Source organism: Streptomyces sp. NPDC093097 (assembly GCF_044754325.1).
GTDB lineage: Bacteria > Actinomycetota > Actinomycetes > Streptomycetales > Streptomycetaceae > Streptomyces.
The window spans coordinates 255002-271370 of record NZ_JBIVOW010000006.1; the positions used below are offsets into that span (position 1 = coordinate 255002).

At 72.8% G+C, this 16369-nt stretch carries 12 protein-coding genes; 7 read left to right on the forward strand and 5 right to left on the reverse strand.

Translation table 11 applies throughout. From position 1 onward, the window contains the following. Positions 1-104: 104 nt before the first annotated feature. From ACIQE0_RS13440 to ACIQE0_RS13450, 3 genes are all read left to right on the forward strand, one after another. Complete coding sequence (locus ACIQE0_RS13440; RefSeq protein ID WP_366329893.1) at positions 105-1844, forward strand: D-aminoacylase; 1740 nt, start codon at positions 105-107, stop codon at positions 1842-1844. Continuing rightward, positions 1841-3331 carry an aldehyde dehydrogenase family protein gene (locus tag ACIQE0_RS13445; protein WP_402331287.1) on the forward strand — a complete coding sequence of 497 codons (1491 nt, stop codon included), beginning with the start codon at positions 1841-1843 and terminating at the stop codon, positions 3329-3331. The genes ACIQE0_RS13440 and ACIQE0_RS13445 overlap by 4 nt, the downstream gene beginning before the upstream one ends. Positions 3332-3620: 289 nt before the next feature. After that, positions 3621-5207 carry an APC family permease gene (locus tag ACIQE0_RS13450; protein ID WP_366329895.1) on the forward strand — a complete coding sequence of 529 codons (1587 nt, stop codon included), beginning with the start codon at positions 3621-3623 and terminating at the stop codon, positions 5205-5207. Between the two features lie 103 nt (positions 5208-5310). Here the strand turns inward: ACIQE0_RS13450 and ACIQE0_RS13455 are convergent, their stop codons facing one another. Continuing rightward, positions 5311-6828 carry a CehA/McbA family metallohydrolase gene (locus ACIQE0_RS13455; RefSeq protein ID WP_402331289.1) on the reverse strand — a complete coding sequence of 506 codons (1518 nt, stop codon included), beginning with the start codon at positions 6826-6828 and terminating at the stop codon, positions 5311-5313. A gap of 250 nt (positions 6829-7078) precedes the next feature. Here ACIQE0_RS13455 and ACIQE0_RS13460 point away from each other — a divergent pair, with 250 nt between their 5' ends. The 3 genes from ACIQE0_RS13460 (at position 7079) to ACIQE0_RS13470 (ending at position 11408) form a co-directional block, all read left to right on the forward strand. Continuing rightward, complete coding sequence (locus ACIQE0_RS13460; protein WP_402331291.1) at positions 7079-7903, forward strand: TIGR03619 family F420-dependent LLM class oxidoreductase; 825 nt, start codon at positions 7079-7081, stop codon at positions 7901-7903. 254 nt (positions 7904-8157) lie between these two features. Continuing rightward, a complete protein-coding gene (locus tag ACIQE0_RS13465) occupies positions 8158-8562 on the forward strand; it encodes a VOC family protein (protein ID WP_366329897.1) in 405 nt (134 codons plus the stop codon). Between the two features lie 182 nt (positions 8563-8744). Then, positions 8745-11408, forward strand: coding sequence for a bifunctional FO biosynthesis protein CofGH (locus ACIQE0_RS13470; protein WP_366329898.1), 2664 nt, complete (start codon positions 8745-8747; stop codon positions 11406-11408). Positions 11409-11467: 59 nt separating this feature from the next. On the opposite strand, the gene ACIQE0_RS13475 is transcribed toward ACIQE0_RS13470, so the two are convergent. After that, complete coding sequence (locus tag ACIQE0_RS13475) at positions 11468-11722, reverse strand: hypothetical protein (RefSeq protein WP_366329899.1); 255 nt, start codon at positions 11720-11722, stop codon at positions 11468-11470. Positions 11723-12045: 323 nt separating this feature from the next. Between ACIQE0_RS13475 and ACIQE0_RS13480 the strand changes: the two genes are divergently transcribed. Then, positions 12046-13167: an ADP-ribosylglycohydrolase family protein gene (locus tag ACIQE0_RS13480; RefSeq protein ID WP_402331294.1), complete on the forward strand. Its 1122-nt coding sequence runs from the start codon at positions 12046-12048 to the stop codon at positions 13165-13167. Positions 13168-13192: 25 nt separating this feature from the next. On the opposite strand, the gene ACIQE0_RS13485 is transcribed toward ACIQE0_RS13480, so the two are convergent. The 3 genes from ACIQE0_RS13485 to ACIQE0_RS13495 all read right to left on the reverse strand — a co-directional run bounded on the left by ACIQE0_RS13485 (position 13193) and on the right by ACIQE0_RS13495 (position 16279). After that, positions 13193-14719, reverse strand: coding sequence for a sodium:solute symporter family protein (locus tag ACIQE0_RS13485; protein WP_402331296.1), 1527 nt, complete (start codon positions 14717-14719; stop codon positions 13193-13195). Between the two features lie 253 nt (positions 14720-14972). Continuing rightward, on the reverse strand, positions 14973-15179 hold the full coding sequence (locus tag ACIQE0_RS13490; protein WP_366329902.1) for a DUF397 domain-containing protein: 207 nt from the start codon (positions 15177-15179) through the stop codon (positions 14973-14975). A 233-nt stretch (positions 15180-15412) separates the two neighbouring features. Further along, positions 15413-16279 carry a helix-turn-helix transcriptional regulator gene (locus ACIQE0_RS13495; RefSeq protein ID WP_366329903.1) on the reverse strand — a complete coding sequence of 289 codons (867 nt, stop codon included), beginning with the start codon at positions 16277-16279 and terminating at the stop codon, positions 15413-15415. Positions 16280-16369 lie beyond the last annotated feature (90 nt).

A 16369-nucleotide genomic window follows, 5' to 3' on the forward strand; every position in this document is an offset into this window, starting at 1 on the left:
CTGCCGGCTCCGCCGTGCCCGCTGCCCGAGGCCGTGCCGTGCCCTCGTCCCGCACCACCCCGCCCGTCCCGCACTCGCCCGGCACCCGAGAAAGGACGCACGCCATGCTCGACCACCTCATCCAGTCCGCGACCGTCGTGGACGGCACGGGCGCGCCGGCCTATCCGGCCGACGTCGGCATCCGGGACGGGCGGATCGCGGTGATCGCCGGACCCGGCACCGTCACCGAGGCGGCCCGGACGAGCGAGGACGCGCGGGGACTGGTCCTCGCCCCCGGGTTCGTCGACCCGCACACCCACTACGACGCCCAGCTGTTCTGGGACCCCTACGCCACCCCGTCCCTCAACCACGGCGTCACCACCGTCGCCGGCGGCAACTGCGGTTTCACCCTCGCCCCGCTCCACCCCGACCGGCCCGAGGACGCCGACTACACCCGCCGGATGATGAGCCGGGTCGAGGGGATGTCGCTGGTCGCGCTGGAGCGGGGCGCGCCCTGGAACTGGCACACGTTCGGGGAGTACCTGGACGCCCTGGAGGGGCGGATCGCGGTCAACGCGGGCTTCATGGTGGGGCACTGCGCACTGCGCCGCCACGTCATGGGCCCGGACGCGATCGGCGGGCAGCCCGACGACGCCCAACTGGACGCCATGCTGCGGCTGTTCCACGACGCGATGGACGCCGGGGCGTGGGGACTGTCCACCACCCAGTCGTCCACCCACTCCGACGGGGACGGCCGGCCGGTCGCCTCCCGGCACGCCCGCCCCCAGGAACTCCTCGCGCTCTCCCGCGCGGTCGCCGACCACGAGGGCACCCAGATCGAGGCGATCGTCGCCGGCTGCCTGGACCGGTTCGCCGACGACGAGATCGACCTGCTGGTGAGGATGTCCGCGGCGGCCGGCCGCCCGCTCAACTGGAACGTGCTGACCATCGACGCCGCCGTCCCCGACCGGGTGCCCCGGCAGCTCGCCGCCAGCGAACGGGCCCGCGCGGCCGGCGGCCGCATCGTGGCGCTCACCATGCCGATCCTCACTCCGATGAACATGTCGCTGGGCACCTTCTGCGCCCTCAACCTCATCCCGGGCTGGGGCGAGGTCCTGGGCCTGCCGGTGCCCGAGCGGATCGCCCGGCTGCGCGACGCCGACGTCCGCACCGAGATGCTGCGCCGCGCCCACAGCAAGGAGGCCGGCGTCTTCCGGCGGCTGACCGACTTCGCGCGGTACGTGATCGGGGACACCTACACGGCGGCCAACGAGGGGCTGACCGGGCGGGTGGTGCGCGACATCGCCGCCGAACGCGGAACGGACCCCTTCGGCTGCCTGGTCGAGATCTGCGCCGACGACGGACTGCGCACCGTGCTCTGGCCGATGCCGACCGACAACGACCCCGACAGCTGGGCCCTGCGGCAGCAGACCTGGCAGCACGAGGACGTCCTGCTGGGCGGCTCGGACGCCGGCGCGCACCTGGACCGGATGTGCGGCGCCCCGTACACCACCCGCTTCCTCGGCGACTGCCTGCGCGGCCGGAAGCTGGTCGGGCTGGAGCAGGCGGTGCGGATGCTGACGGACGACCCGGCGCAGCTGTTCGGGCTGCGCGACCGGGGACGGATCGCCGAGGGCCACCACGCCGACCTGGTGCTCTTCGACCCCGAGCGGATCGACGCGGGCCCCGCGACGCTGGTGCACGACCTGCCGGGGGACAGCCCGCGGCTGGACTCCGCGGCGATCGGCGTGGTCAGCGTACGGGTCAACGGGGTGGAGACGATCCGGGACGACGTGGTGACCGGCGCGGTGCCCGGGACCGTACTGCGCTCGGGGCGGGACACGAGGACGGTGAGCACCCGATGAGCACGGGCGGCAGGGAGCGGGCGGGCGAACGGCCGCCGGTGCAGCGGCTGTTCGTCGGCGGGGCGTGGGTGGAACCGGACGGCGGGCACTACGCCGTGGTCGACCCGGCGTCCGAGGAGGTCGTCGGATACGCCCCGGAGGCGAGCCGGGCGCAGGTCGAGGCGGCGGTGGACGCGGCCCGGGACGCCTTCGACGGCTGGTCGCGGACCGCGCCCGAGGAGCGCGCGGGCATCCTTTCCCGGGCGGCGCGGGTGATCCGCCGGGAGTCCGCCCGGTACGCGGAGCTGGCGCAGGCGGAGAGCGGCGCGACGACGGGGACGGCGCGCGCCCTCCAGGTCGGGGTGGCCGCGGCCCGCTTCGCGCGGTACGCCCGCGGGGCCCTGGAGCCGGTGGAGACCGCGGTGCCGCCGCAGATCAACGAGGCGGGTCCGATGGGGGGCGGGGGCGTCTTCGGGGCGGTCGCGGTGCGCCGCCCGGTGGGCGTGGTCACCTGCATCACCTCGTACAACAACCCGTGGGCCAACGCGGCGGGGAAGGTCGCGCCGGCGCTGGCGATGGGCAACACGGTGGTGGTCAAGCCGGCCCCGCAGGACCCGCTGTCGGTGTACCGGATGGCCGAGGCGCTGGCGGAGGCCGGGGTCCCGCCCGGGGTGGTCAACGTCGTCAGCGGGTCGCGGCCGGAGGTCGGCGCGGCGGCGGTGGCCGCGGACGGCGTGGACATGGTCAGTTTCACCGGCTCCACCGCGGTCGGGCAGCGGATCGGGCAGGAGTGCGGCCGCGGGATGAAGCGGCAGCTGATGGAGCTGGGAGGCAAGGGCGCGGCGCTGGTCTTCGACGACGCCGACCTGGCGTCCGCGGTCGCGGGCATCGGCACCACCTTCTCCTTCTACAGCGGCCAGATCTGCACCGCGCCGACCCGGGTGCTGGCCCAGCGCGGGATCCACGACCGGCTGGTGGCGGGGCTCGCCCGGTACGCGGGGCACCTGACCGTCGGCGATCCGCGGGAGCCGGGCACGGTCGTCGGGCCGGTGATCTCCGCCGCGCACCGGGACCGCGTCGAGGGGCACCTCGCGCGGGCGGTGGAGGAGGGGGCGCGGCTGGTCACCGGGGGCGAGCGGCCGGACCTGGCGCGCGGCTTCTATGTGGCGCCGACGCTCTTCGCGGACTGCACCCCCGCCATGCGGGCGGTCCGTGAGGAGATCTTCGGGCCGGTGGTGACGGTGGTCCCGTTCGACGACGAGGAGGAGGGCATCGCGCTGGCCAACGACAGCGACTACGGGCTGCTGGACTACGTCTGGTCCGGCGAGGTGGCCCGCGCCTTCCGGGTGGCGGGGCGGCTGCGGGCCGGCGGGGTCGGCGTGAACACCGTGGGGCGGAACATGGAGGCGCCGTTCGGCGGCTTCAAGCGCAGCGGTGTCGGGCGGGACGCCGGCTCCCACGCGCTGCACGCGTACAGCGAGCTGCAGGCGATCGTCTGGCCGGGGTGAGCGGCCGGGCGCCTGCCGCCGGCGGGGCGGCTGCGGGCCGGTGGCGCCCGGGTGGCGGGAAGGTGACGTCCGAAATTCGGACGGGAAATTTTAGAACCGGGTCAAAGCGGACAGTGCTGCGGTTCCCGCAATCTGGAAGGTTTCCGCTGGAGCCATCAAGTCCAAGGTCCAATTCGGATTCCTCTTGGGATTGCGTGACTGGGGTGCCAATTTCCCCTGCGTAGCGAAGTCTTGGGCCCCGGAGGGCGATCTTCCGGATACGAAAACAGCAGCACTTAACGTCCTGTTCATGGTTCAGGTTGATCCCCGGCCTCAGACCGGAGGCACGGTAACGAGAGCCACCGCTCCCGGCAGTGACGCCCGCGGCGACTTCGGTGGCACCCGGAGCAAGGGGCTCGGCGGCAACTCCGTCGGCCTGCTCGGCAGCGCGGTCATCGGCGTCTCCACCGTCGCGCCCGTCTACTGCCTCACCTCGACCCTCGGCCCCACGGTCGGCGAGGTCGGCGTGCAGATGCCCGCCGTCTTCCTCGCCGGATTCCTGCCGATGCTGCTGGTCGCCTTCGCCTACCGCGAGTTGAACAAGGCCGTTCCGGACTGCGGGACCTCTTTCACCTGGACCGTCAAGGCGTTCGGACCGCGGGTCGGCTGGATGTGCGGCTGGGGCCTGGTGATCGCCACGATCATCGTGCTCTCCAACCTGGCCGGCGTCGCCACCTCGTTCTTCTACCTGCTGCTCGGCGAACTCACCGGCTCGCCCGCCGTCGCGGCCCTGGACCACAACCGGCCCGTGCACGTCCTGACCTGCCTGGCCTTCATCGCCGTCGCCACCGCCATCAGCTACCGCGGGATGACCGCGACCAAGGGCGTCCAGTACACCCTCGTCGGCCTCCAACTCGCCGTCCTCGCCGTCTTCGTGGCGCTGGCCGTGGTCAAGGCGGGCTCCGGGGAGTTCGCCGGCTCGCTGCACTTCTCCTGGACCTGGTTCGACCCCTTCGCGGTGAAGTCCTTCTCCGCCTTCACCGCCGGACTCTCCCTCTCGATCTTCATGTTCTGGGGCTGGGACACCTGCCTGACGGTGAACGAGGAGACCGCCGGCAGCGAGAAGACGCCCGGCCGCGCCGCCCTGCTGGCCATGGTCGTGCTGATCGGCTCGTACCTGCTGACCGCCGTCGCCGCCCAGATGTTCGCCGGCGTCGGCGGCAAGGGCCTCGGGCTCGGCAACCCGCAGACCGCCGACAACGTCTTCGCCGCCCTCGCCAACCCCGTCATGGGCACCGTGCTCGGCGTACTGCTCTTCGTCGCGGTCCTGGCCTCGGCCGCCGCCAGCCTCCAGACCACCTTCATCCCCGTCGCCCGGACCGTGCTGGCGATGAGCACCTACGAGGCGCTGCCGGCCTCCTTCGCCCGGATCCACCCGCGCTTCCGCTCCCCGGGCAGGGCCACCGTCGCCGCCGGCATCGCCACCGGCGTCTTCTACGCCGTGATGAGCTTCCTCAGCGAGAACGTGCTGATCGACACCATCTACGCGCTGGGCCTCATGATCTGCTTCTACTACTCGATCACCGCCTTCGCCTGCGCCTGGTTCTTCCGCCGGGAACTGCGCAGCTCCGTCCGCGACCTCTTCCTCAAGGGCGTCTTCCCGCTGCTGGGCGGGCTCCTGCTGGCCGCGGTCTTCTGCAAGACCCTGATCGACATGTGGAACCCGGCCTACGGATCGGGCAGTTCGGTCTTCGGCATCGGCTCGGTCTTCATCATCGGCGTCGGCCTGCTCCTCCTCGGCGCCGTCCTGATGCTGCTGATGCAGCGCCGCAGCCCCGCCTTCTTCCGCGGCGAGGTGCTCACGCGGGCCACGCCGGTGCTGGTGGTGGAGGAGTAGGGGGTGGGCGGGGGCTTCGGTGCCCCGTTCGGTCCCCCCCCGGGGGGCTTCCCCCCCCGCCCCCACCTCCCGCCCCTGCCGCAGCCCAGCGCGCAGCGCCGACTCACCACCGCCCGAGGAAGATCGGGTTCGTCATTGCCGCCATCGGGCCCGGGAGACCCGCCGTCGACGGCGGGTGGCGGACCTCGGCGCGTATGTAGGCGGCGTTGTCGGGTGTGGTGGGCCAGGTGACCGTGCCGTCCCCGGACGGTGGCAGCGGGGCGGAGTGCCTGGGGCCCTGGTCGGTGACGAAGGAGACCGTGCAGCCGGGCGCGCCGGAGACCGTCAGGGAGGCGGTGACCGCGGCCGTGCCGGGCAGGGCCAGGCGCTCGCCGATCCCGGCGTGCTCGCCGCGCGGGCCGGTGACGGTGAACGAGAGGTCCAGCGCGGCGGACTCGGCGATCCAGACCCGGCCCGCCCGGATGCCGTCCTGAAGGGCGCGGCGCGAGAGGTCGTCGGCCAGGACGACGGTCTGCGGCAGGCCGACCACGTCCGGATCGCGATGGGCGTCGCTGTGCCCGACGGCGGGCAACCAGGCGCCGCCGCCCCGGACATGGGCGGCCAGGGTGTTGTCCCACTCGGCGAGGGTGATCTCGTCGTCGGGGCCGTACGGGCCGTTCCACACCTCGACCGCATCGGCCTCGTTCAGCCCGAACTTCCAGTTGCAGCCGACGCAGGTGGCATGCGGATGCGCCGGGATGACCAGGCCGCCGGCCCGGCGGATGGCGCGGGCGAACCGGCCGAAGGCGTTGTCCCGCGCGCGGTAGCGCCAGTCGATGAAGACGCCGGGGTCGGTGCCCATCGCGACCACGTGGCCGTTGCGGGTGGTCACCTCCTCGCCGGTCAGGATCAGCAGGTCCGCACCCCACAGCCCGTCCCAGGCGCGGTGGCCGGAGGTGGTGTTGTGCTCGGTGGTGGTGAGGAAGTCCAGCCCGGCGGCCCTGGCCAGGGCCGCGATCTGGGCCGGGGTGCGCTTGCCGTCGGAGTGCACGGAGTGCAGGTGGCTGTCCCCGCGGTACCAGGCGCGGCCGCGCCCCCGGGCCCGCTCCGGCGGGTGGACCGGCGCCGGGGTCCTCCCTTGCGGGCCGTGCCGGAGGGTGAGCGTGACCTCGTAGTCCAGGCCCTGCGGGGCGACCGTGTACGGGCCGAGGGCGATGTGCCAGGTGCCGGCGTTGATCGGACCCGGCAGATAGCCCGGGGTGGCGTCGTCGGCGCGCAGGAAGAACGTGGACCGGGCCCCGCCCGACCAGCCGCGGAAGCCGGCGCCGCCCAGCTCCGTGCCGCGCTCGTCGAAGATGCCGATGTCGCAGGCGTTCCCCGCGGTGCCCTCGGGGGCGGGCGGTCTGTCGTAGCGGTACGCGACCGCGATCTCCCGGACGCCGCGGGGGACGTCGACCGGGAGGTAGACGAAGTCCGGTGCGCCGGCGGGCAGATGGCCGCGCACCGTGCGGGTCTGCTCGGCCGGCCCGCCGCCGCCCTGCCCGTCGGCCGGCGCGGCCTCGGCGAAGCTCACCCGCCCCAGCGTCAGGGCCCCCGCCGCGCCGGCGGCCGCCGAAAGCCTCAGTACCTCGCGTCGCTCCATCTGTGCCCCCGCTCGTCGTGCTCGTCTCGTTGGTCCTGTTCGCCGCTCGCCGCTCGCCGTTCGCCGTTCGCCGTTCGTCGCTCGCTGCTCGTCGTTCTCGTTCGTCGGTCGATCGCGCCGTGTGAAAACTGTTCTACGCGCGAGTGACACGCCGGAAAAGCCCTGTGGATAACCCGCCGACGGTGAGGCAACATGCGGTCACCCCACCCGCCTGACCACCACCCCACCCCGACGCGGAGGTAAGCCCAGGATGCGGATCGCGACCACGATCTTCCTGACAGACGAGACGATCCGGCCGGTGCGGCTGGCGCACGAGTTGGAGCAGCGCGGCTTCGACGGGCTGTATCTGCCCGAGCACACCCATATCCCGGTCTCCCGGGACACCCCGGCCCCCATGGGCGAGCCGCTGCCCCGCGCATACGGCCGCACCCTCGACGCGTTCGTCGCCCTCGGCCAGGCCGCCGCGGTCACCGAACGGCTCCGCCTGGGCACCGGCATCACCCTCGTCGCCCAGCACGACCCGATCGGCCTCGCCAAGCAGATCGCGACCCTGGACCACCTCTCCGGCGGCCGGTTCACCCTCGGCGTCGGCCATGGCTGGAACGTGGAGGAGGCCGCCGACCACGGAGTGGAATGGGCGACCCGGCGCGCCCTGGTCAGCGACCATCTGGCGCTGATGCGCGCCCTGTGGGCCGACGAACCGACCGGGTACGAGGGCAGGTTCGGCTCCGTGCGCGCCTCCTTCGCCCACCCCAAGCCGGTCGGCGGCGCACCGCGCATCCTGCTGGGCGGCGCGGCCGGCCCCGGGCTCTTCGCACAGATCGCGGCCGCTGCGGACGGCTGGCTGCCGGTCGGCGGCCGCGGCCTCACCGAGGCCCTCCCGGCCCTGCGGCGCGCCTGGGCGGAGGCCGGCCGCGCGGACGCGCCGCAGGTGGTGCCGTACGCGGTCCGGCCCACCCCGGGGAAGCTGGCGCACTACCAGGAGCTGGGCCTGACAGAGGTGGTCCTCCAGCTTCCGGCGGCCAACGAGGCAGAGGTACTGCGGACGTTGGACGACTACGCACAGTTCTTGTGAGGGGCCCGAGCGTGCCCGCGACGTACCCGGGTGTGCCCGGTGCGCCGGAGGTGCCCGACGTGCCGAGTGGGGCGATGCAGCGTGAGCCCCGCCTCCTGTCGGCCCTAGGACCATCGGCGTACGGAGTCCACCCCAGGGTCGGTACCGCAGACCGATTCGAGTCAGTGGCGTCCGGGCGTAGCGTCGGTGGGGAAGGCAGCGGAACGCCTCGTCCAAGGGGGTTCCGCCGCGCTCCCGGAGACGAAGGAGACGCCATGCCCCGCCTCGACCACACGATCGTGCACAGCAGGGACCGGTTCGCCTCGGCCCGATTCCTCGCCGAGCTGCTGGACGCGCCCGAACCCAAGGCGTACGGCCCGTTCGCCGCGCTCAAGATGGACAACGGGGTGACCCTCGACTACGCCGAGCACATTGCCGCCGCCAGCGGGGAGTTCACCGCCACCCACTACGCGTTCCTGGTGTCGGAGGAGGAGTTCGACGGGATCCTGGGCCGCATACAGCAGCGCGACCTGCCGTACTGGGCCGACCCGATCCACACCAAGCCGCAGGAGGTCAACCACCACGACGGCGGCCGGGGCGTGTACGTGAACGATCCCGACGGCCACAACATGGAGTTCCTGACCCGGACGTACTCCGAGGAACTGCTGAGTTCGCTGTGACGGGTTCCCCGTCCCACGCCGTGCGGCGGTGCCGAACGGAACGCCGTTCGGCGGCGTCGGGCGGCGCGCGGCCACCCGCGCCCAGCCCTGCGGAGGAAACCTCCGTTTGACGTGATCAGCAGCACATCGGCCGGTTCGGCTCCGACGGCGGAGATGTCGGTGGTCGCTCGTATGCTCGGGGCATGACTTCCAGCGCGCAGGGATCTGACCAGGGCTCTCACCAGGGATCTGACCAGGCATCGACCGGGGCCGCCCGGAGCGGGGCGGCCCCGCGGCCCACTGCCAACGCGATGCGCCGGGCCCTGAAGCGGGCCCGGGACGGCGTGGCGCTGGACGTGACCGAGGCCGCGGTGCTCCTCCAGGCGCGCGGCGAGGACCTCACGGACCTGTGCGCCTCCGCGGCCCGGGTGCGCGACGCCGGCCTGGAGGCCGCCGGCCGCCCCGGCGTCATCACGTACTCCAAGAGTGTCTTCATCCCCCTGACGCGCCTGTGCCGCGACAAGTGCCACTACTGCACCTTCGCCACCGTCCCCGGCAAGCTCCGCCGGGCCGGCCACGGGATGTTCATGTCCCCGGACGAGGTCCTGGCGATCGCCCGCCGCGGCGCCGAACTCGGCTGCAAGGAAGCCCTGATCACCCTCGGGGACAAGCCCGAGGAGCGCTGGCCCGAGGCCCGCGAGTGGCTGGAGGCCGAGGGGTACGACGACACCATCGCCTACGTCCGCGCCATCGCCATCCGCATCCTGGAGGAGACCGGGCTGCTGCCCCACCTCAATCCGGGCGTGATGTCCTGGACGGACTTCCAGCGGCTCAAGCCCGTCGCCCCGTCGATGGGCATGATGCTGGAGACCACCGCCGAGCGCCTGTGGAGCGAGCCCGGCGGCCCGCACCACGGCTCGCCGGACAAGGAGCCCGCGGTGCGGCTGCGCGTCCTGGAGGACGCCGGGCGCAGCTCCGTCCCGTTCACCAGCGGTCTGCTGATCGGCATCGGGGAGACCTACGAGGAGCGTGCCGAGTCGCTGTTCGCGCTGCGCCGGATCTCCCGCGCCCACCACGGCATCCAGGAACTGATCCTGCAGAACTTCCGCGCCAAGCCGGACACCGCGATGCGCGGGATGCCCGACGCCGAACTGGACGAGCTGGTCGCCACGGTGGCCGTCGCCCGGCACCTCATGGGCCCGTCCGCCTGCCTCCAGGCACCGCCCAACCTCGTCGACGAGGAGTACGGCCGGCTGATCCGGGCAGGCGTCGACGACTGGGGCGGCGTCTCCCCGCTCACCCCCGACCACGTCAACCCCGAGCGCCCCTGGCCCCAGATCGACGCGCTGGCCGAGCACTCCGCGGCCGAGGGCTTCGTCCTGCGTGAACGCCTCGCCGTCTACCCGGAGTTCGTCCGGCGCGGCGAGCCCTGGCTGGACCCCAGGCTGCGGCCGCACGTCGCCGCCCTCGCCGACCCGGCCACCGGCCTGGCCCGGGAGGACGCCGTGGTCGAGGGCCACCCCTGGCAGGAGCCCGACGAGGGCTTCGTCGCCTCGGGGCGCACGGACCTGCACCGCACCATCGACACCGAGGGCCGGACGTCCGACCGCCGGGAGGACTTCGACGAGGTCTACGGCGACTGGGCGGCGCTGCGCGAGGCTGCCGCGCCCGGTATGGCGCCCTCCCGCATCGACGGCGACGTCCGGCAGGCCCTCTCCCAGGCCGCCGACGACCCCACGAAGCTCACCGACGACGAGGCGCTCGCCCTGCTGCACGCCGACGGCCCGGCCCTGGACGCGCTCTGCCGGATCGCCGACGACCTGCGCCGCGCCACGGTCGGCGACACCGTCACCTACATCGTCACCAGGAACATCAACTTCACCAACGTCTGCTACACCGGCTGCCGTTTCTGCGCCTTCGCGCAGCGCCGCACCGACGCCGACGCCTACACCCTCTCCCTCTCCCAGGTCGCCGACCGCGCCCAACAGGCCTGGGACGTGGGCGCGGTGGAGGTCTGCATGCAGGGCGGCATCCACCCCGACCTGCCCGGCACGGCCTACTTCGACATCGCCCGCGCCGTGAAGGAGCGGGTCCCGGGCATGCATGTGCACGCCTTCTCGCCCATGGAGGTGGTCAACGGGGCGACGCGCACCGGGATGTCCATCCGGGAGTGGCTGGGCGAGGCGAAGGCCGCCGGTCTGGGCTCCCTCCCCGGCACCGCCGCCGAGATCCTCGACGACGAGGTCCGCTGGGTCCTCACCAAGGGCAAACTCCCCACCGCCACCTGGGTCGAGGTCATCAAGACCGCCCACGAGCTGGGCATCCGCACCTCGTCGACGATGATGTACGGCCATGTGGACCAGCCCCGCCACTGGCTCGGCCACCTCCGGCTGCTGGCCGAGATCCAGCAGTCCGCGGTGTCCAAGGGCGTCGGCGGCTTCACCGAGTTCGTCACGCTGCCCTTCATCCACACCAACGCCCCCGTCTACCTCGCCGGTATCGCCCGCCCCGGCCCCACCACCCGCGACAACCGCGCGGTGACGGCGATGGCCCGGATCCTGCTCCACCCGCACATCCCCAACATCCAGACCAGCTGGGTGAAGCTGGGCACCGAGGGCGCCGCGGAGATGCTCCGCTCCGGCGCCAACGACCTGGGCGGCACGCTGATGGAGGAGACCATCTCCCGGATGGCCGGGTCGAGTTACGGCTCCTACCGCTCCCTGAAGGACCTGATCGGCATCGCCGAGCTGGCCGGCCGCCCGGCCCGCCCCCGGACGACGACCTACGGCCGCGTCCCCGCGGAGCGCCAGGCCGCCGCGCTGGCGTCGGACGGCCATCTGCCGGAGCTGCTGCCGGTGGTCGAGTAGCGGCGGCGCGCCGGGCGGGCGGCGGCCGGGCGGGGCGCGCCGCCGGCCGCCGCGCGCCGTCAGCCCCCGCCGTGCTCCGCCTCGTGCTGGAGGATGCACTGCTGCCACTGCGACAGCGCCTCCTCGCGGTCGCCGCCGGCGTCCTGAGCGGCGGCGATCAGCGCGTCGGCGGCCATCGCGGCCAGCCGTACCGCGACGTGGCACACATCGCGCTGCGGGAGCGGCCGGAGGAGTTCCACCGCGCCCTCGCTGTCCCCGGACAGGGCCGAGGCGACGACTGCCATCGTGGTGCGGTCCCACTCGTACTCGGACATGGGGAGAGCATGCCCAGCGGGCGGCACGGGCATCATCGAACGCCTGGCCGGGAGAACGGAACCCGCCAGCCGGCTCCCTGCCCCCTCACAGGACCCGGCCGCCCCGCCCGTAAGCCCTACTGCCGGACCGGCTCGCCCGCCGGACACGCGGCGGGCAGGGGCATGCGGAGCCTGACGGTCCGGACGGCGATGGGCCGCGCCGCCCGCCACCTCACGATGCGCATCCGATGCAAACCCGGCCAGGTTTCGCTCTTTCCCGGTCGCTACAGTGCTGCGCCAGGGGCGTCCCACGCCCTCAAAAGGACCGTCAGCGGGGGAGTGGCATGAGCGCAACGGCAGGCAGCACGCCCATCTGGGGCCGCGCCGAACAGCAGGACTTTCGCAGCCGGGTGCGCGGCTGCCTGCTGGGCGGCGCCATCGGCGACGCGCTCGGCGCGGGCATCGAGTTCGACTCGCTGGAGGCGATCCGCGCGGCGCACGGCCAGGAGGGCGTGACCGGCCTGGTGCCCGCCTACGGGCGCCGCGGTGCGGTCACCGACGACACCCAGATGACCCTCTTCACCGTGGACGGCCTGATCCGCGCCCAGGTCCGCCGGGACACGGGCGCCTGGCACCCGCCCACCGACGTCCACCGCGCCTACCTCCGCTGGGCCGCCACCCAGCGCGACTGGGGCCCCGACGAGCGCAAGGACGACGACGGCTGGCTCGCCCGCGAGGAGTGGCTCTACGCCCGGCGGGCCCCCGGCAGCGCCTGCCTGGGCGGCCTCGCCGACGACGTGATGGGCACCCTGGAGACGCCCAAGAACCCGGGCTCCAAGGGCTGCGGCGCGGTGATGCGCTCCGCGCCGTTCGGCCTGCTCGTCGGCTGGGAGCCGCAACTGGTCTTCCAACTCGCCGTGGAATGCGCGGCGCAGACCCACGGCCACCCCACCGGCTACCTCGCGGCCGGCGCGTTCGCCGTGATCTGCCACGCGGTGGCGCGCGGCGAGGACCTCGACACCGCCGTCCAGAAGGCGCTGGCCCACCTCGCCACCCGCCCCGACCACGAGGAGACCACCGACGCCCTCAAGCGCGCGCTGGGCACCGTGCGGCAGGGCATGCCGACGCCGGCCCGGGTCGAGTCGCTGGGCCAGGGCTGGACCGCCGAGGAGGCCCTGTCCATCGGCGTGTACTGCGCCCTGGTCGCCGAGGACGTCCGGCACGGCCTGCTGCTCGCCGTCAACCACGGCGGCGACAGCGACTCCACCGGCTCCCTCTGCGGCAACCTCCTGGGCGCCCTGCACGGCGAGACCGCGCTGCCCCCGGACTGGCTGGTCGAACTGGAGGGCCGCGCCACCATCCTCCAACTGGCCGACGACTTCGCCATGGAGATGACCCAGGGCCCCGCCCTCCACGGCCCCGGCGGCTCCGCCGGCGGCTGGCTGGCCCGCTACCCGCGCGCCTGACCGGAGCCCGCACACCGGCCGCCCCTCACCCCTCGCCCGAGACCACCGCCTCCCGGACCGGCCCGCTCCCGTCCCCGTCGGGGGCGTTGATCCGTGCCAGGAGGGCGTCCCGTGCGGCGCTCCGCTCCGGACGCACCAGGCCGAGCAGGGTGAACAGCACCAGCGAGGTCGCCACCGGCGCCGCGATCTGGATCTGCAACCGCACCCCGTCCAGCCCGTAGTTCGTCAGCCAGAACGCGAACAGGCCGGCCGCCCAGGACACCAGCGCCGCGACCGGCCCCGACCGGCGGAACGCCGGCACCGTCCCCAGCAGGAACGGGATGGACACCGGCCCGACCAGCCCGCCCACCCAGGTGATCACGACGGTGATGATGTCCTTGAACGCCGGCGAGTCGACCTGCGTCGCGATCGCCATCGACAGCGCCAGGAAGCACACCGTCGACAGCCGCGCCGCCACCAGCCCGGCCCGCTGCGACCAGCCCCGGGCCCGCGACGACACCGCCGGCGCGATGTCCCGGGTGAAGACCGCCGCGATCGCGTTGGCGTCGGAGGAGCACATGGCCATCGTGTGCGAGAAGAAGCCGACCACGACCAGCCCCAACAGGCCGTGCGGCAGCAGCCGTTCGACCAGCAGCGCGTACGCGTCCGAGGCGTCCGGCTTCCCGGCCGTCACCAGCAGCGGCGCCGCCCACATAGGGAAGAAGAGGACGGCCGGCCAGACGAACCACAGCGCCGCCGACAGCAGTGCCGATCGCCGCGCCTCCCGGGCGGAGCCGGTGGCCATGTAGCGCTGCGCCTGGTTCCACATCCCGCCGCTGTACTCGAAGGTCTTGATGAAGAGGTAGGCGAGCAGGAACGTCACGGTGTACGGGCCGGCGGTCGGATGGGCATGCCCCTGCGGCAGCCGGTCCCAGACCGTCCCCAGCCCGCCGACGCCGCCCAGTTCGCCCAGCACCGCCACCAGCATCGCGACCCCGGCCAGCAACTGGATGACGAACTGCCCCAGTTCGGTCAGCGCGTCCGCCCACAGCCCGCCGACCGTGCAGTAGACCCCGGTGATCACTCCGGTCAGGAGGATGCCCCGGTCGAGCGGGAGCCCGGTGAAGACCGACAGCAGGGTGGCGATCGCGGCCCACTTGGCGCCCACGTCCACGACCTTCAGCAGCACGCCCGACCAGGCGAGCGCCTGCTGGGTGCGCAGGTCGTAGCGGCTCTTGAGGTACTCCAGCGGCGAGGCGACCCCGAGCCGGGACCGCAGCCGGTTCAGCCGGCCGGCGAACAGCCGGGCCCCGATCGCGATCCCGACGGCGATGGGGAAGGCCCAGGTGACGTAGGAGGTGATGCCGTACTGGTAGGCGATGCCCGCGTAGCCGGTGAACATCACCGCGCTGTAGCCGGACATGTGGTGCGAGATGCCGGACAGCCACCACGGCATCCGGCCGCCGGCGGTGAAGAAGTCGCCGACGTCCTCCACCCGGCGGTGCGACCACACCCCGATGCCCACCATCACGCCGAAGTAGCCGATGAGTACGGCCCAGTCGAGGCTGTTCATACCCCTCCGAAGGTCCGCCGGTGGACCGCACGCCCGCGGGGCATGCAGCGCGGGCGTTCAAGTATCCGGGAGAACCGGGCCCGCCGGGAAGAGGTCGGGCCGCCCCCGCTGCGGTTGCGGTAGGGGCGGCCGGGGCCCGCCGCGTCCCGCCGGAGGCGGACACGGCCGAGCCCCCTCGGCCGGGACGGCGATCCAGTCGAGAGGGCTCGTATCCGCGCGAGGGGCGCGCGGACTGTGTCGGTGACGACTCAGGTCAGGACAGGTCGAACGTGGCCGTGGCCACGTCCCCAACGAAGCTGCTCCAGGAGGAGTTGGCGAACGTGAGGCGCGGACCCTCGGGGTCCTTGGAGTCACGCACCGCGATGGCCGCCGTGGTCGGAACGGCGATCTCCACGCAGGCGTTGGCGCCGGAGTACGAGGACTTGGTCCAGGAGAACGCGGAATTGGGCTGAACGGCCATGTTCACTCCACCTTACTCTGAGTTACCGCGGATTCGGTGAGACCGACGCTACGCGCCAACATCACCGGCCGCAGAGGGCCGTTCACCCGTCCGAAGGGCAGATTCCGTGATCGCTTTTCAGGCGTCCTGGCCGGGGTGTACCTTGCGGTCCGCTTCAACGGAATTCAACATTCCGCCCGGTGGCGGGGCGTCTGCCACCCCCCGCCACCCTGCCGCCCGACGCTCCCCTCGCCTCAACTCAGCGCATCCGCGTGCCGCTTCGCCGCCTCCGCGATGAACTCCCGGCTCGTCTCCGCGCTCAACGCCTGCGCCCGCAGGTGCTCGTACATGATCGTGTACTTGTGCACGTCGTTGGTCTTCTCCAGGTAGAGGTCGCTGGTGACGCCCTCGATGTAGACCACGCTGGAATCCGCCGCGTCCTCGAACTCCAGGATCGAGAACGTGCCGGACATCCCGGCGTGCGCACCGGCGTCGTACGGCAGCACCTGCACGATCACATGCGGCAGCCTGCTCACCTCGACGAGGTGCTCCAACTGCTCGCGCATGATCAGGTGGCTGCCGACCACCCGCCGCAGCGCGCTCTCGTCCAGGACGACCCACAGCCGCAGCGGACGATCGGGGTCGTTGACCCGCTGCTGTCGCCGCAACCGCACCTGGATGCGCTTGTCCAGATCCTCCGACGCCAGCTCCGGGATCGTGCCGGGGATCACCGCCTCGGCGTACCCGGGCGTCTGGAGCAGCCCCGGAACCAGCAGGGACTCGTACGTCCGCAGCGACGCCGCCTCGGTCTCCAGACCGATGTAGACGCTGTACGGAATATCGCCGAAGGCGTGCCACCAGCCTTGCTGGCGCGAATCCTTGGCCATCTGCATCAGCGAATCCACTATCCGGTGGTCGGCGACCTCGTAGACCCCGCACAGATCGCGGACATCGCGCTGGCTGATGCTGCGGCGGCCGTTCTCCAGCCGACTGATCTTCGACTGGGAGACCAGCAGCCGCTCGGCCACCTGCTCCGCCGTCATGCCCTTGTCCTCCCGGAGCCGGCGCAGCTCCTGGCCCAATCGGCGCCGCCTGACGGTGGGGTTGACGTTGGACGCCACGGTACGTGCACCTCCGGCTCCGTACTGCTGTCATTTCCTCTGGAGCAGACTGCCACTTCGGATGGACGCCGCGCAGTCGAATGACCACAG

Bases quoted from the DNA above. Each gene is read 5' to 3' on its own strand.
- ACIQE0_RS13440 (WP_366329893.1), top strand. From the start codon at position 105: ATGCTCGACCACCTCATCCAGTCCGCGACCGTCGTGGACGGCACGGGC.
- ACIQE0_RS13445 (WP_402331287.1), top strand. From the start codon at position 1,841: ATGAGCACGGGCGGCAGGGAGCGGGCGGGCGAACGGCCGCCGGTGCAG.
- ACIQE0_RS13450 (WP_366329895.1), top strand. From the start codon at position 3,621: ATGGTTCAGGTTGATCCCCGGCCTCAGACCGGAGGCACGGTAACGAGA.
- ACIQE0_RS13455 (WP_402331289.1), bottom strand. From the start codon at position 6,828: ATGGAGCGACGCGAGGTACTGAGGCTTTCGGCGGCCGCCGGCGCGGCG.
- ACIQE0_RS13460 (WP_402331291.1), top strand. From the start codon at position 7,079: ATGCGGATCGCGACCACGATCTTCCTGACAGACGAGACGATCCGGCCG.
- ACIQE0_RS13465 (WP_366329897.1), top strand. From the start codon at position 8,158: ATGCCCCGCCTCGACCACACGATCGTGCACAGCAGGGACCGGTTCGCC.
- ACIQE0_RS13470 (WP_366329898.1), top strand. From the start codon at position 8,745: ATGACTTCCAGCGCGCAGGGATCTGACCAGGGCTCTCACCAGGGATCT.
- ACIQE0_RS13475 (WP_366329899.1), bottom strand. From the start codon at position 11,722: ATGTCCGAGTACGAGTGGGACCGCACCACGATGGCAGTCGTCGCCTCG.
- ACIQE0_RS13480 (WP_402331294.1), top strand. From the start codon at position 12,046: ATGAGCGCAACGGCAGGCAGCACGCCCATCTGGGGCCGCGCCGAACAG.
- ACIQE0_RS13485 (WP_402331296.1), bottom strand. From the start codon at position 14,719: ATGAACAGCCTCGACTGGGCCGTACTCATCGGCTACTTCGGCGTGATG.
- ACIQE0_RS13490 (WP_366329902.1), bottom strand. From the start codon at position 15,179: ATGGCCGTTCAGCCCAATTCCGCGTTCTCCTGGACCAAGTCCTCGTAC.